Source organism: Polaromonas sp. P1_G2 (assembly GCF_056405515.1).
In genome coordinates this window covers 1-14034 of record NZ_JBFUBY010000238.1, presented here as the reverse complement: position 1 = coordinate 14034, position 14034 = coordinate 1, and the positions used below count along the sequence as shown (strand labels likewise).

The following is a 14034-nucleotide window of genomic DNA, read 5'->3' as shown; positions in this document are numbered from 1 at the left end:
GGCCTGACCCTGGGCACGGTGGACATCATCCTCACGGGCGCGAGTTTTGCCGGCCGCACCTACCAGCCGCTGGCGATCGGCTATTTCCCCTTCATCTTCCGCGACGCCGAGCACCAGCTCAAGTTCGCCAACAGCGATGTGTTCAGGGAACTCGCCGCCGGCTACGACCAGAAAAGCGGCAACCACATCACCGCGCTCAATTACTACGGCGCGCGCCACGTGACCTCCAGCGCCGCGCGCCCCATCACCAAACCGGAAGACATGAAGGGCCTGAAGATCCGGGTGCCGGACGCACCGGCCTATATGGCTTTCCCCAGGGCGCTGGGCGCCAACCCGACCCCGATTGCCTTCGCCGAGGTCTACCTGGCGCTGCAAAACGGCACGGTGGACGCGCAGGAGAACCCGCTGCCCACCATCGAGGCGAAAAAATTCTATGAGGTGCAGAAGAACATCTCGCTGACCGGCCACATCGTCGACTCGCTGCTGACCGTGGTCTCGGGCCAGCTCTGGGGCAAGCTCAGCGCCGACGAGAAAAAGATCTTCAGCGACGTGATGCTGGAAGCCGCCGAAAAAACCGGCCGCGAAATCATCGCCTCGGAAGCCCGGCTGGTCGAGGAGTTCAAGAAAAAAGGCAACAACGTGATCACGGTCGACAAGAACGCCTTCCGCGCGGCGGTGCTGAAGAACACCTCGCCGGCTGACCAGGGCTACCGCCAGGCCGATTACGACCGCATCATCAACCTCAAGTAAGTAGCCGCCCGTAAAGCTACTGCGCGGCCCGATCTCGCGCCTGTGATGCTCGCCGTACCGGAGTACGACTGCGCTTCTCGACGCGACCTCGGACCGCTCGCTACGCTTTTCGGGCGACTACCGGCGCCTTGCTGAATACAAAAATGAAGGAGACACGATGACTGAAAAAATCATCAGCGACGACGGTTCATTCCACACCGAGGATGAGGCGGTGGACCTGTCTTCCACCACCGTCGAGGGCTGGCTGGCCCTGGCGTTTTTCTGGGTGCTGGGCGCCACGGTGCTGTACCAGTTCATCACGCGTTATGTTTTCAACGACTCGGCCGCGTGGACTGAGGAGATCGCGCGTTACGAGCTGATCGCCGTGGTGTTCATAGGCGCGGCCATCGGCGTGGCCAAGAACAACCACATCCAGGTGGATTTTTTCTACCGCCACATGCCGGCGAAGATGGGCCGCGTCATGTCGACCGTGACGGACGTGCTGCGCATCGCCTTTTACGGCGCGGCCGTGTTCATGACCGTGCAGATGATGGAAAAAATCGGCAACCAGACCCGCATGACCATCGTCGACCTGCCCATGAACATCGTTTACGGCCTGTGCCTGCTCGGTTTTGCCGCCATGCTGGTGCGCTCGCTGCAGGTCGCCCTGATTCATTACCGCMGCGGCTACAGCGTGCTGGAACGCCCCGAATCCACCATGGAAGACCGCTGAACGCGAAGCACCCCTCACCATCATGCTCAAAATATTTTTCCTGATCTTCATGGGCGCCGGCATCCCGGTCGCCATCGCCATGGCGGGCGCCTCGCTGGTCTACATCCTGGTCACCGGCAACCTGCCGCCGTTCGTGGTGATCCACCGCATGGTGTCGGGCATAGACAGCTTCCCGCTGCTGGCCGTGCCCTTCTTCATCCTGGCCGGCAACCTGATGAACAACGCCGGCATCACCACCCGCATCTACAACTTCGCGCTGGCGCTGGTGGGCTGGCTCAAGGGCGGCCTGGGCCACGTCAACGTGCTGGGCTCGGTGATCTTCGCCGGCATGAGCGGCACGGCGATCGCCGACGCGGCCGGCCTGGGCACCATCGAGATCAAGGCCATGAAGGAGCACGGCTACTCCTCGGAATTCGCCGTCGGCGTGACGGCGGCATCGGCCACGCTGGGCCCCATCATCCCGCCCAGCCTGCCTTTTGTGATCTACGGCATGATGGCCAACGTGTCGATTGGCGCGCTGTTCCTGGCCGGCCTGTTGCCAGGCCTGCTGATGGCCGTGCTGATGATGCTGACCGTGGCTTACTTCGCGCATAAGAACAAATGGGGCGCCGATATCAAGTTCTCGGCCAGCAAGCTGGGCAAAGCCCTGATAGAGCTCGGCGTGGTCGCGGCCTGGCCGCTGGTGCTGTGGCTGCTGATCAGCAAGGCCGGCGCACCGGCGCAGGTCACGGTGATTGCCGGGCTCATCGCCTTGTTCGTGCTCGACAAGATTTTTAAATTCGAGGCCGTGCTGCCCATCATGACGCCGGTGCTGCTGATAGGCGGCATGACGACAGGCCTTTTCACGCCCACCGAGGGCGCGATTGCGGCCTGCGTCTGGGCCATGGTACTGGGCTTCTTCTGGTACAAGGCGCTCAAATTCAAGATGTTCGTCAAGGTCTGCCTGGATACGGTTGAAACCACCTCCACCGTGCTCTTCATCGTGGCGGCCGCGTCCATCTTCGGCTGGATGCTGACGGCCACCGGCGTGACCACGGCGATCGCCGCCTGGGTGCTCGGCTTTACCCAGAGCCCCTGGGTGTTCCTCCTGCTGGCCAACCTGCTGATGCTCTTCGTCGGCTGCTTCCTGGAACCCACCGCCGCCATCACCATCCTGGTGCCCATCCTCCTGCCCATCACCGCGCAACTGGGCATAGACCCGGTGCATTTCGGCCTGGTCATGGTGCTCAACCTGATGATCGGCCTCTTGCACCCGCCCATGGGCATGGTGCTGTTTGTGCTGGCGCGCGTGGCGAACCTGTCGGTGGAACGCACCACCATCGCCATCCTGCCCTGGCTGGTGCCGCTGCTGCTAAGCCTGGGCATCATCACCTACTTCCCGAAAGCAGTACTCTGGCTACCGAAGATGTTTTATTGATTGGGGTACAACCGTCCCATAACTTCACGATGACTTCCATGACGACCACGACCCCCGCCACGCCCTTTATCCKCTTGCATCCCGCCGATGACGTCCTGATTGCCCGCGCCCAGCTGGTGGGCGGCACCCAGGTAGAAAGCATCACCGTGCGCGGCCTGATCCCCGCCGGCCACAAGATCGCCACGCGGGCGCTGGCCGCCGGCGAGCCGATACGGCGCTACAACCAGATCATCGGTTTCGCGAGCAAGCCCATCGCGCCTGGCGAGCATGTGCACACGCACAACCTGGACATGGGCCCCGACAAGGGCGACTTCGCGCGCGATTACGCCTTCGGCGCCGACGTGAAGCCGGCGCCGGCCAAACGGGAGGCGACCTTCATGGGCATCAAGCGGCCCGACGGCCGCGTGGCCACGCGCAACTACATCGGCATCCTCTCCAGCGTGAACTGCTCGGCCACGGCCGCGCGCGCGATTTCCGACCATTTTTCGCGGCAGAACAACCCGTCGGCGCTGAAAGACTTTCCCAACGTCGACGGCGTGGTGGCGCTCACGCACGGCACGGGCTGCGGCATGGACAGCGACGGCCTGGGCCTGCAGATCCTGCAGCGCACGCTGACGGGCTATGCCACGCACCCCAACTTCGCCGGCGTGCTGGTGGTGGGCCTGGGCTGCGAATCCAACCAGATCAACGCCTGGCTGGCCCACGGCAGCCTGCGCGAGGGCGAAACCCTGCGCGTCTTCAGCATCCAGGACACCGGCGGCACGGCCAAGACCGTGGCCAAGGGCATCGCCATGATCAAGGAAATGCTGCCGCAGGCCAATGCCGTCAAGCGCGAGCCCTGCAGCGCCGCCCACATCACCATAGGCCTGCAGTGCGGCGGCTCCGACGGTTATTCGGGCATCAGCGCCAACCCGGCGCTGGGCGCGGCGGTGGACTTGCTGGTGGCTCACGGCGGCACCGCCATCCTCAGCGAAACGCCGGAGATCTACGGCGCCGAGCATTTGCTCACGCGGCGCGCGGTACGCCCCGAGATCGCCGAGAAACTGATCTCGCGCATCAAATGGTGGGAGCACTACACCCAGATCAACGATGGCGAAATGAACAACAACCCTTCGCCGGGCAACAAGGCCGGCGGTTTGACCACCATCCTCGAAAAATCGCTGGGCGCAGTCGCCAAGGGCGGCACCTCCAACCTCGAGGCGGTGTACGAATACGCAGAGCCCGTGGGTGCGCACGGTTTTGTCTACATGGACACCCCCGGCTACGACCCGGTCAGTGCCACGGGCCAGGTGGCCGGCGGCGCCAACATCATCTGCTTTACCACCGGCCGCGGCTCGGCCTACGGCTGCGCGCCCTCGCCTTCGCTCAAACTCGCCACCAACTCGGCGCTGTGGAAGCGGCAGGAAGAGGACATGGACATCAACTGCGGCGAGATCATCGACGGCGGCGTGTCAGTGCAGGAGATGGGGCAACGCATTTTTGACATGGTGTTGGCCACTGCCTCGGGCGAACCCAGCAAGAGCGAAAAACACGGCTACGGCCAGAACGAGTTCGTGCCCTGGCAAGTCGGCGCCGTGATGTAAACCTCCTTCCCATCCCCGCAGCCCCATGCAAAAAAACATCCAAGCCTCAGACCTGCGGGCCCATTGCGCCCGCATCCTTGCCGCTGCCGGCAGCTCGGCGCAAGAAGCCGAAAAAGTCGCCTCCAACCTGGTGATGGCCAACCTCAGCGGCCATGACTCGCACGGCGTTGGCATGCTGCCGCGCTATGTAGATGCGGTGCTCGAGGGCGGCCTGACGCCCAACGCGCAGGTCAAGACGGTACTTGATGCCGGCGCGCTGCTGAGCCTCAACGGCCAGCGCGGCTACGGCCAGGTGGTCGGCGAGCAGGCCATGCTGCTGGGCATGGCCCGCGCGAAGGAACAAGGCAGCTGCATCCTGGCGCTGGCCGAATCGCACCACCTGGGGCGCATAGGCCATTTCGCGGAGATGGCCGTGACCCAGGGCCTGGTGTCGCTGCACTTCGTCAACGTCATGACGCGGCCGGTGGTCGCGCCCTGGGGCGGTGCCGACGGCCGCTACGGCACCAACCCCTGCTGCATCGGCATACCGCTGAAAGACAGCCCGCCCTTTGTGTTGGACTTCGCCACCAGCCGCGTGGCCCAGGGCAAGATGCGCGTCGCGCACAACCAGGGCAAGTCAGTACAGCCCGGCCTGCTGATCGACGAGCACGGCCAGCCGACCACCGACCCGGGCGTCGTGGTGGTGCCGCAGGCCAATGGTTTTTTTGGCGCGCTGATGCCTTTCGGCGAGCACAAGGGTTACGGCCTGGCTGTGGCCTGCGAGCTGCTGGGCGGCGCGCTGACCGGCGGCGGCACCTGGCACCACCCGACAGTGGGCACACGCGCCGTCTACAACAGCATGCTGACCATCCTGATTGACCCCGGYAAGCTGGGCACACAATCGGCGATGGAAACCGAGGCCCTGGCCTTTGTCGAATGGCTGCGCAAAAGCCCGCCGGCCGACGGCATACAAGCCGTGCAGATCGCCGGAGAACCCGAACGCCGCGCGCGCGTGGAGCGCGAACGGGATGGCATCGAGATCGACGCCAGCACCTGGGAAGAAATCGTCGGCGCCGCCGCCAAGGTCGGCCTGGCGAACTGAAGCCTCAGTCGAACTGCAGGCCGCCGTTCAAGTCCAGTACTTCGCCGGTGATGAAGCCGCTCAGCGGATGGGCCAGGAACAGCACGCTGTGGGCCAGCTCCTCGAGCTCGCAGAAGCGGCCCACCGGGATTTTTTGCCGCAACTCGGCCTGGCGCTCGGCGCTGACCTGTTCGGTCAGCATCTGGGTTTTTACAAAGGTGGGGGCCAGCGCGTTGCAGGTCACGCCGAAGGGCGCGTATTCACGCGCAAAGCTGAAGGTCAGGGACGTGACGCCTCCCTTGCTGGCCGCATAGGCGGGCAGCGGCGACAGGCCGCCGGTCTTTGCGCCGAAAGACGAGATGTTGACGATGCGGCCGAAGCCGCGCGCCTTCATGCCCGGGGCCACGCGCTGGCTCACGTAGAACACGCCGTCCAGGTTGATCCTCAGCGTTTTATGCCAGAGCTCGGGTGTGGTCTGCTCGCAGTTGGCGTACTGCAAAAAACCCGCGTTGTTGACGCAAACGTCGATGCGTCCGAAATGCTTTTCGATCTGATCGCAGGCCGAATGCACCTGGGCATAGTCGCTCACGTCCATGACAAAGCAGGCCAGCCGGTCGCCGTGGTGGGCCAGTTCGCTGGCCACAGCTTCCGTGCGCAGGTCGGTTGCCGCAACGCGGTAACCCGCGTCGAGCAGCGCGCGCACGGTCGCCAGGCCCATGCCGGCATTGGCGCCGGTGACGAGGGCGACCTGATCTCGGATGGGAGGATGTTGGGGGATCATGGTTGAAATGTTTCCTGCAGGCGCTCGCCGGCCGGGTCTGAAATCGCATAAGGCCGGCCCTGCCCGTCTTCGGCCAGCAGGTAGCGCATCCAGACAGCGGTCGCGAAGGCCAGCGGCTCGACGTCGGCGCCGGCCGCCAGCCGGGTTTGCAGCGTGGGCAGCCAGCGCAAGGGAATCTTCAGCGAGCTGTCCGAGGCGATCTGGTGCACCTTGTGGTGCAGGTCCGGGTTGGCGAAACGCGCAAGCAGCGCATCGCGGTAGGCCGGCAGGCCGGGGCGCTGCAGCTGCGGCATCACGATGTCGGTCATCAGGTGATGGATGAACCAGCGGATGTCGGCGTTGGCCACGCAATCGGCCACCGTGGGCAGGCCCATGACAGCGCCCATCAGCGCAATGGCGGTGTGGCTGCCGTTGAGCATGCGCAGCTTGGCCTCTTCAAACGGCCTGACGTCCTCGACCACCTGCACGCCCGCGGCCGCCAGCGCGGCACCGTCGGCCGGGTCCACGAAGTGGCGTTCTATCACCCATTCCCAGAAGGCCTCGGTGCCCAGGGCGCAGGCGTCGTCCAGGCCGGCCACGCGGGCGGCGTCATCCCGGTGCTGCGCGGTGGCGGCGGGGACGATGCGGTCCACCATGCTATTGGGAAAGGCGCAGCTGTCCTCTATCCACTGCGCCAGCACGGTGTCCTGCGCCGCCGCGGCGTCCAGGCACAGCTGGCGCAGCTTGCCGCCGTTGCCGCTCAGGTTGTCGCAGGAGGCGATGGTCAGGCCGCTCAGGCCCGCCGCATGGCGCGCGGCCAGGCCGGCCACGAGTTGCGCCGCGAGCTCGGCGCCGTAGGCTTTTTCGGTCACGGTCAGCGTGACCCAGCGGGTGGCCGGCGCGGCGAGGGCGGCGGTGACACGGTTCGGCTCGCGCGCCGCGACACAGGTGTCCAGCACCGAGCCGACCAGCTGCCAGCGCCGCCCTTCCGCGCTCGCGATTTGCAGGGTGTAAAGCCCGTCCTGGCGGGCCAGCGCATCGGCCAGCCCGGTGCTGCGCATGGCCACGCCCAGCACCCCCCAGCGCGGGTCGCCGGCCTGCAGCAAGGCGTCGAAGACCACCGCCTGGTGGGCGCGGTGAAACGCGCCCAGGCCGAGGTGCAGCACGCCGGGTGCCAGGGCGCTTCGCGGGTAATCGGGGAGATGCAGGGAAGGTGGAACCGCCCCGTTATCCAGCACGGTTTGAGAGAGTGAGCGCATGCCTAGTGTCAGCCGATGAAAGGACTTTATTGAACAACTGGACCAACCAGTTAGCCATAGTGGTAAACCACTATTGGCCTTTATTGCCTTGAAATCCCATAATTGGTCCAACCACTTTGGAGCCACCATGGCACTTCAACTCATCCAGCCGGCCTCCCCGGACGACGCGTCCAACCCACCCCGGGCACTGTCCGACCGCTCTTACCAGCGCCTGGCCACGCAGCTGCTGGCGCTGATCGCCCAGGGCGAGTTCAAGCTCGGCGAACGGCTCCCCTCGGAGCGCGCGCTGGCCGAGCGGTTTGACGTGAGCCGTACCTCGGTGCGCGAAGCCATGATCGCGCGACCTGGACCGCATCTTCACGGCGCTCAGCGACATGCGCGAGCACATCGACAACAAGGAAGAAAACGAGGCGGCCGACCAGCTGTTCCACCTGCGCATCGCCGAATCCACCGGCAACAGCGTGCTGCTGCAGATGGTGAGCGCCATGTGGGCCCAGGCCAAGGGCCCGGTCTGGACCAAGATCGAACACCACTTCCACACGCCCGAGCTGCGCCTGGCTTCGCACGCGGACCACCAGCGCATCTTCAAGGCCTTGCTGGCGCGCGACCCCATCGCCGCCCGGGCCGCCATGCGCGCCCATCTCGAGCGCGTGATCAGCGAGTTCGCCCAAGCCTGGCGCTAGATACGGCCCCACGCTTTTAGCCCCGACAGTTCTTCCCCCCAACAACACAAAGAGAGACAAGATGAACATGCCAAAACTGAAACCCAAAGCCACCCTGGCCGGCCTGCTGTTGGGCCTGTCGGGCGCCGCGCTGCTGGCCCAGACGCCACCGCCGGCCGGCGCCAGCCCCCGCATAGACGCGATCAAAAAATCCGGCGAGCTGCGTGTGGGCGTTCTGCAGAACTCGCCCTGGCTGCTCGAGAACACCACGGGTGGCGGCCAGGCCTGGAGCGGCCCGGCCTGGACGCTGGCCAACGAATACGCGCGCCTGCTGAACGTCAAGCTGGTGCCGGTGGCGGTGTCGCATGAGACCAAGGTGCCGGTGCTGGCCGCCAACCAGGTCGACATGACCATCAGCCCACTGGGCGAAACGCCGGAGCGGCTCAAGGTGGTGGACTTCGTGATCTATTCCACCACCAGCGTCTGCATGTTCGGCCGCGCGGGCAATGACAAGCTGGCCAAGGTGAAGTCGGTGGACGACCTCAACAGCCCCGACATCACGATCGCCTACTTGCCGTCGACAAGAACCAGCAAGCCTTCATCGACTGGCTGCGCGCTGTTGAAAAAACACTGGAACCCAAGCTCGCCGCGGAAGAAAAGCGCGTGATCGAGTCACTCAAGTAAGCACCGGAAAAGCACCGGCAAACGCCACCCATTCACCCAAGAGAAAGAGACAAACCATGAACCGCATCACCTCCTCCCTGCGCCTGTGCCGGCATCTCGCGCTGGCCGCCGTCGCCACCGGCGTATCGGCCGCCGCCTTCGCCCAGACGCCGCCCGCGCCCGGCGCCAGCCCGCGCATAGACGCGATCCGCAAGGCCGGCGTGCTGCGTGTCGGCGTGGTCAACAACCCGCCCTGGCTCGCCCAGAACACCACCGGCGAAGGCGAGCCCTGGTCCGGCCCGTCGTGGCTGCTGGGCAAGGAGTTCGCCAAGCTGCTGGGCGTGAAGGTCGTGCCGGTCCCGGTCAGCCACGAAACCAAGGTGCCGGCGCTGATCGCCAACCAGATGGACATCATGATCGGCCCGCTGAACCAGAATGCCGAGCGCGCCAAGATCATCGACTTCGTGACCTTCTCCAGCACCGGCGTCTGCATGTTCGGCCGCGCCGACAACCCGAAGTTCACCAACGCCAAGACGCTGGAAGACTTCAACAAGCCCGAGATCACCATGGCCTATTTCTCGGGCGCCGGCGAGGAACCGCTGGTGCGCGAGCAGTTCTCCAAAGCCAAGCTGCGCGGCGTCGCCAACTCCGGCTCGGTCGCGCCCATCGAGGAAGTGCTGGCCGGCCGCTCGGACGTCGCGCCGCTGAACCGCATGCTCTGGCCCAACATCAACAAAAAGGTCAAGGGCCTGGCGGTTTTCCCGAAAGAAAACAACTGCCAGGACAGCAAGATCTTCGAGATCAAGACCGGCATGGGCGTGAACAAGAACGAGCAGGTCTACCTGGACTGGCTGCGTGAAGTCGAAAAACGCATGGAGCCGCAGCTGCAGGCCGAAGAAGTGCGCATGACGCAGAACCTCAAGTAAATCCGGCCCGGCCCCGTGCCGCCAGCGCGGCCCGCTGCCCTGGCAGGCGGGCCGCCCTTCCTCATTCAACCCGGACGGACCTTTCATGGACGTGGACTTTTCACCGATCATCGAGAACTGGCGTTTCTTCGCCAGCGGGCTGGGCATCACCGTGCTGCTCAGCGTGGTCAGCGCGGTGACCAGCATCCTGTCGGGGCTGGTGATCGCGCTGCTGCGTCTCTACGGCCCACGCTGGCTCAGCACCGTGCTGGTTTTTTACGTCGACACCATGCGCGCCATCCCCATCCTGGTGGTGCTGGTCTGGATCTACTTCGCCTTCCCGCTGCTGGCCGGCGTGACCTTTCCGCCCTTCTGGGCCGCGCTGGTGGGGCTGACGCTGCACATCGCGGCCTATGCCTCGGAGATCATCCGCGCCGGCATTGAATCGATACGGCCCGGGCAGACGCGCGCCGGGCTGGCGCTGGGCATGTCGCGCGCGCAGATTTTGCGCAAAATCATCCTGCCGCAGGCCACCATCCGCATGCTGCCGGCCTTCGGCTCGGTGCTGACCATGGCCATCAAGGACACGGCCATCGCCACCGTGATCGCCGTGCCCGAGCTGATGCACCGCGCCGAAACCGTGGCCGGCCAGAGCTACCGGCCGGTGGAGGTGTTCACGGCCGTCATGGTGCTGTACTTCCTGGTGCTGTTCCCGGTCACCCGCGTCGTCGACCGCATGTACCAAAAACTCGCACACCTGGGGCGCTCATGAACTTCGACTGGAACGTCATCTGGACGCACCGCGGCGCGCTGTGGGACGGCGCGCTCATGACCGTGGGCCTGACGGTGCTGACCATGCTGCTGGCCGTGCCGGGCGGCATATTGCTGGCGCTGATGCGCCTGTCGTCGAACAAGCTGCTGAGTTCGGCCTCGCTGGCTTTCGTGGAATTTTTCCGCAACCTGCCGCTGATCCTGGTGATCTACTGGGCCTTCTACGTGATGCCCATCGCCTTCGACGTGCAGTTCTCCGCGCTCACGACGGCGCTGGTCGCGCTGGTGCTCAACATCTCGGCCTACAACGCCGAGACCTTCCGCGCCGGCATCAACTCCATCCGCAAGGGGCAGATGGAAGCGGCCCTGGCCATGGGCATGTCGCGCCGACAGGCCATGTTCAAGGTGGTGATCCCGCAGGCGGCGCGCCGCATCCTGCCGGTGCTGGCGAGCACCTGGATTTCGCTGTTCAAGGACACCTCGCTGGTGTCGGTGATCGCCGTCAGCGAGCTGGCCTACACCTCGATGCAGATACGCGCCCAGACCTTCCGGGTGCTGGAGATGCTGACCGCCATGGCCGCGATCTACTGGCTGATGGGCTACCCCCAGGCAAAACTCGTGGACTGGATCCACAAAAAATACGGAGTCAAGGAATGACATCAGCTACCCCACAAGACATCACCGCGGCCCCGCGCAAAGGGGCGGACCAGCCGCCCGTGCTGGTCTATGAAAACGTGCGCAAGCTGTACGGCGATTTTGTGGCGCTCAACGGCGTCTCGCTGCAGGTCAACAAGGGCGAGGTCATGTGCCTGATCGGGCCCTCGGGCTCGGGCAAGTCGACGCTGCTGCGCTGCACCAATGCGCTCGAGACCCTGAACGGCGGGCGCGTGCTGCTGGACGGCATCCCGCTGCCGACGCGTGAAACCGAGGTGCGCAAGGTGCGCCAGCGCATGGGCATGGTGTTCCAGAGCTTTGAGCTGTTCCCGCACAAGACGGCGCTGGACAACGTGGCCATGGGCCCCATCACCGTGCTGGGCATGAGCGAGGCCGACGCACGCAAACGCGCCATGGTGCTGCTCGAGAAGGTCGGGCTGGAGTCCAAGGCCGGCAACTTCCCGGCCAATCTCTCGGGCGGCCAGCAGCAGCGCGTGGCAATTGCCCGCGCGCTGGCAATGGAGCCGGAGGTGATGCTGTTCGACGAGCCGACTTCGGCACTGGACCCGGAAACCGTGGGCGAAGTGCTCAACGTGATGAAGAAGCTGGCCCAGGAAGGCATGACCATGATCGTCGTCACGCACGAAATGAGTTTTGCCCAGCGCGTGGCGAACTGGGTGGTGGTGTTTGAAAACGGCGCCATCCTGGAAGAAGGCCCGCCCGCGCAGATCTTCGAGAACCCCACGGTCGCGCGCACGCGCGACTTCCTCGGCCATCTGGGATGGAACGGCTGAGCACCATCCCCCCTTGTCCGCATTTTTTCTTTTCTTACCCCCTGACTTTTCATGAAAATCACCAACGCCCGCGTCATCGTCTGCAGCCCCGGCCGCAACTTCGTCACCCTCAAGATTGAAACCGACGAAGGCCTGACCGGCATCGGCGACGCCACACTCAATGGGCGCGAACTCGCCGTCGTGAGCTACCTGACCGAACACGTCATCCCCWGCCTGATTGGCCGCGACGCGCACCAGATCGAGGACATCTGGCAATACCTCTACAAGGGCGCCTACTGGCGGCGCGGCCCGGTGACCATGAGCGCGATCGCCGCGGTGGACACCGCCCTCTGGGACATCAAGGCCAAGGCCGCCGGCCTGCCGCTGTACCAGCTACTGGGCGGACGCAGCCGCAACGGCGTGATGGTCTACGGCCACGCCAACGGCAGCGACATCGCCCACACGGTGGACGAGGTGCTGCGCTACAAGGAAATGGGCTACCAGGCGATACGCGCGCAGAGCGGCGTGCCGGGCCTCGAAAAAGTCTACGGTGTGGGCAAGGGCAGCATGTTTTACGAGCCGGCCGACGGCAACCTGCCCAGCGAGCACGACTGGAGCAGCGAAAAATACCTGCTGCACACGCCGAAACTGTTCGACGCGGTGCGCCAGGCCGTGGGCCCGGACATCCATCTGCTGCACGACGCGCATCACCGGTTGACGCCCATCGAAGCCGGCCGGCTCGGCAAATCGCTGGAGCCTTTTCACCTGTTCTGGCTGGAGGACGCGACGCCGGCCGAAAACCAGGAGGCTTTCCGCCTGATCCGCCAGCACACCACCACGCCGCTGGCCGTGGGCGAGATCTTCAACACGATCTGGGATTGCAAGGACCTGATCCAGAACCAGCTGATCGACTACATCCGTGCGACTGTCGTGCATGCCGGCGGCATCACGCATTTGCGGCGCATCGCCGACTTCGCCTCCATGCACCAGGTGCGCACCGGTTGCCACGGCGCGACCGATTTGTCACCGGTGTGCATGGGCGCGGCGCTGCACTTCGACACCTGGGTGCCCAACTTCGGGGTGCAGGAATACATGCGCCACACCGAGCAGACCGACGAGGTCTTCCCGCACAGCTACCGCTTCGACAAGGGTTTCATGCACTGCGGCGAGACACCAGGCCACGGCGTGGAGATCGACGAGAAGCTGGCCGCCAAATACCCGTACCAGCGCGCTTACCTGCCGGTGAACCGGCTGCAGCACGACGGCACTTTGTGGAATTGGTAGGGATTGACTTACCCCTATCGGACGCTCACTTCTTGTAGCGCCTTTTCCCCTTCCAGGGGACGGGCGCCTGCGGCCTAGCAAAGCCCGTTCCGCGGCCCCTAATAGATAAGAATCGCGGGGTTAGGCCAGGATCGTTGCGAGGCTGGCTTCCAGGTGCTCGGATGGCAAGCGCTTGAAGCCTGAGCGGGCAAAACGCTGCAGGCGGCCGACCATAAAGGCGACGATCACCGAGGCGCGGACCTGGGCGTCTACCGTGGGGGTGGCGGCGCCGCTGGCGGCTGCCGCGTCGCGCAGGCTTTGTTTGAGGCTGGATTCCAGTTTGTCGAAGAACTGGTTCATGCGTTCCTGCAGGCGCTCGTTTTCAAACACCAAGGCATCGCCGACCATGACGCGGGTCATGCCGGGATTTTTTTCGGCGAACTGCAGCACCATGACCACCAGCTTGCGGGTGCGGACCGAGTGGTCGGGTTCACGTTCGCCGATCTGGTTGATCAGGGTGAAAACGGTTTGCTCGATGAATTCGATCAGGCCTTCGAACATTTGCGCCTTGCTGGCGAAATGGCGATACAACGCGGCTTCGCTCACTTCCAGCCTGGCAGCCAGGGCCGAGGTGGTGATGCGTTCGGCGCCCGGCTGCTYCAGCATGGTCGCCAGGGCCTGCAGGATCTGGACCCGGCGCTCCCCCGGTTTGGGGCGCTTGCGCACCGCRGGCTCGGCGGATGCTGGCGTGGCCTGGGGGCTCAGTTCGGATTCAGACGCTAAGTCGGACATAGGCGATGGA

Annotated in this window: 13 protein-coding genes and 2 pseudogenes; 12 read left to right on the top strand and 3 right to left on the bottom strand. The window is 64.8% G+C overall.

Annotation, left to right across the window (positions count from 1 at the left end):
- The 5 genes from AC1D0P_RS19915 to AC1D0P_RS19895 form a co-directional block, all read left to right on the top strand.
- Positions 1-750: sialic acid TRAP transporter substrate-binding protein SiaP (locus AC1D0P_RS19915; RefSeq protein WP_477678338.1), on the top strand; the 750-nt coding region annotated here is incomplete at its 5' end.
- A 157-nt stretch (positions 751-907) separates the two neighbouring features.
- On the top strand, positions 908-1462 hold the full coding sequence (locus tag AC1D0P_RS19910) for a TRAP transporter small permease (protein ID WP_477678337.1): 555 nt from the start codon (positions 908-910) through the stop codon (positions 1460-1462).
- A 22-nt stretch (positions 1463-1484) separates the two neighbouring features.
- Positions 1485-2879, top strand: a complete 1395-nt coding sequence (locus AC1D0P_RS19905) for a TRAP transporter large permease (protein WP_477652882.1) — start codon at positions 1485-1487, stop codon at positions 2877-2879.
- Between the two features lie 38 nt (positions 2880-2917).
- Positions 2918-4462 (top strand): UxaA family hydrolase, encoded by a 1545-nt coding sequence (locus tag AC1D0P_RS19900; RefSeq protein ID WP_477678336.1) that lies wholly within the window; start codon positions 2918-2920, stop codon positions 4460-4462.
- A gap of 25 nt (positions 4463-4487) precedes the next feature.
- Positions 4488-5543, top strand: coding sequence for a malate/lactate/ureidoglycolate dehydrogenase (locus AC1D0P_RS19895; RefSeq protein ID WP_477678335.1), 1056 nt, complete (start codon positions 4488-4490; stop codon positions 5541-5543).
- Positions 5544-5547: 4 nt separating this feature from the next.
- Here AC1D0P_RS19895 and AC1D0P_RS19890 read toward each other — a convergent pair whose 3' ends face one another.
- Positions 5548-6303: an SDR family NAD(P)-dependent oxidoreductase gene (locus AC1D0P_RS19890; RefSeq protein ID WP_477678334.1), complete on the bottom strand. Its 756-nt coding sequence runs from the start codon at positions 6301-6303 to the stop codon at positions 5548-5550.
- Entirely contained in the window at positions 6300-7541 is a 1242-nt protein-coding gene (locus AC1D0P_RS19885; RefSeq protein WP_477678333.1) for a mannitol dehydrogenase family protein, read from the bottom strand. Before AC1D0P_RS19885 ends, AC1D0P_RS19890 begins: the two co-directional genes overlap by 4 nt.
- A gap of 127 nt (positions 7542-7668) precedes the next feature.
- Here AC1D0P_RS19885 and AC1D0P_RS19880 point away from each other — a divergent pair.
- The 7 genes and pseudogenes from AC1D0P_RS19880 to manD all read left to right on the top strand — a co-directional run bounded on the left by AC1D0P_RS19880 (position 7669) and on the right by manD (position 13253).
- Positions 7669-8224, top strand: a pseudogene (locus AC1D0P_RS19880) (FadR/GntR family transcriptional regulator).
- Between the two features lie 76 nt (positions 8225-8300).
- Positions 8301-8774: pseudogene (locus AC1D0P_RS19875) on the top strand (transporter substrate-binding domain-containing protein); the annotation flags it as partial.
- A 169-nt stretch (positions 8775-8943) separates the two neighbouring features.
- Positions 8944-9792: a transporter substrate-binding domain-containing protein gene (locus AC1D0P_RS19870; RefSeq protein ID WP_477678332.1), complete on the top strand. Its 849-nt coding sequence runs from the start codon at positions 8944-8946 to the stop codon at positions 9790-9792.
- A gap of 85 nt (positions 9793-9877) precedes the next feature.
- Positions 9878-10543 carry an amino acid ABC transporter permease gene (locus tag AC1D0P_RS19865; RefSeq protein ID WP_477678331.1) on the top strand — a complete coding sequence of 222 codons (666 nt, stop codon included), beginning with the start codon at positions 9878-9880 and terminating at the stop codon, positions 10541-10543.
- Positions 10540-11199 carry an amino acid ABC transporter permease gene (locus AC1D0P_RS19860; RefSeq protein WP_477678330.1) on the top strand — a complete coding sequence of 220 codons (660 nt, stop codon included), beginning with the start codon at positions 10540-10542 and terminating at the stop codon, positions 11197-11199. The genes AC1D0P_RS19865 and AC1D0P_RS19860 overlap by 4 nt, the downstream gene beginning before the upstream one ends.
- Positions 11196-11990: an amino acid ABC transporter ATP-binding protein gene (locus AC1D0P_RS19855; protein WP_477678329.1), complete on the top strand. Its 795-nt coding sequence runs from the start codon at positions 11196-11198 to the stop codon at positions 11988-11990. The genes AC1D0P_RS19860 and AC1D0P_RS19855 overlap by 4 nt, the downstream gene beginning before the upstream one ends.
- A 51-nt stretch (positions 11991-12041) precedes the next feature.
- Positions 12042-13253: a D-mannonate dehydratase ManD gene (manD, locus tag AC1D0P_RS19850; RefSeq protein WP_477678328.1), complete on the top strand. Its 1212-nt coding sequence runs from the start codon at positions 12042-12044 to the stop codon at positions 13251-13253.
- Positions 13254-13373: 120 nt separating this feature from the next.
- On the opposite strand, the gene slmA is transcribed toward manD, so the two are convergent.
- Positions 13374-14024, bottom strand: coding sequence for a nucleoid occlusion factor SlmA (gene slmA / locus AC1D0P_RS19845; protein WP_477678339.1), 651 nt, complete (start codon positions 14022-14024; stop codon positions 13374-13376).
- Positions 14025-14034: the final 10 nt, after the last annotated feature.

Coding starts and splice junctions, on each gene's coding strand:
- AC1D0P_RS19905 (WP_477652882.1), top strand. CDS start 1,485: ATGCTCAAAATATTTTTCCTGATCTTCATGGGCGCCGGCATCCCGGTC.
- AC1D0P_RS19890 (WP_477678334.1), bottom strand. CDS start 6,303: ATGATCCCCCAACATCCTCCCATCCGAGATCAGGTCGCCCTCGTCACC.
- AC1D0P_RS19885 (WP_477678333.1), bottom strand. CDS start 7,541: ATGCGCTCACTCTCTCAAACCGTGCTGGATAACGGGGCGGTTCCACCT.
- AC1D0P_RS19870 (WP_477678332.1), top strand. CDS start 8,944: ATGAACCGCATCACCTCCTCCCTGCGCCTGTGCCGGCATCTCGCGCTG.
- AC1D0P_RS19865 (WP_477678331.1), top strand. CDS start 9,878: ATGGACGTGGACTTTTCACCGATCATCGAGAACTGGCGTTTCTTCGCC.
- AC1D0P_RS19860 (WP_477678330.1), top strand. CDS start 10,540: ATGAACTTCGACTGGAACGTCATCTGGACGCACCGCGGCGCGCTGTGG.
- AC1D0P_RS19855 (WP_477678329.1), top strand. CDS start 11,196: ATGACATCAGCTACCCCACAAGACATCACCGCGGCCCCGCGCAAAGGG.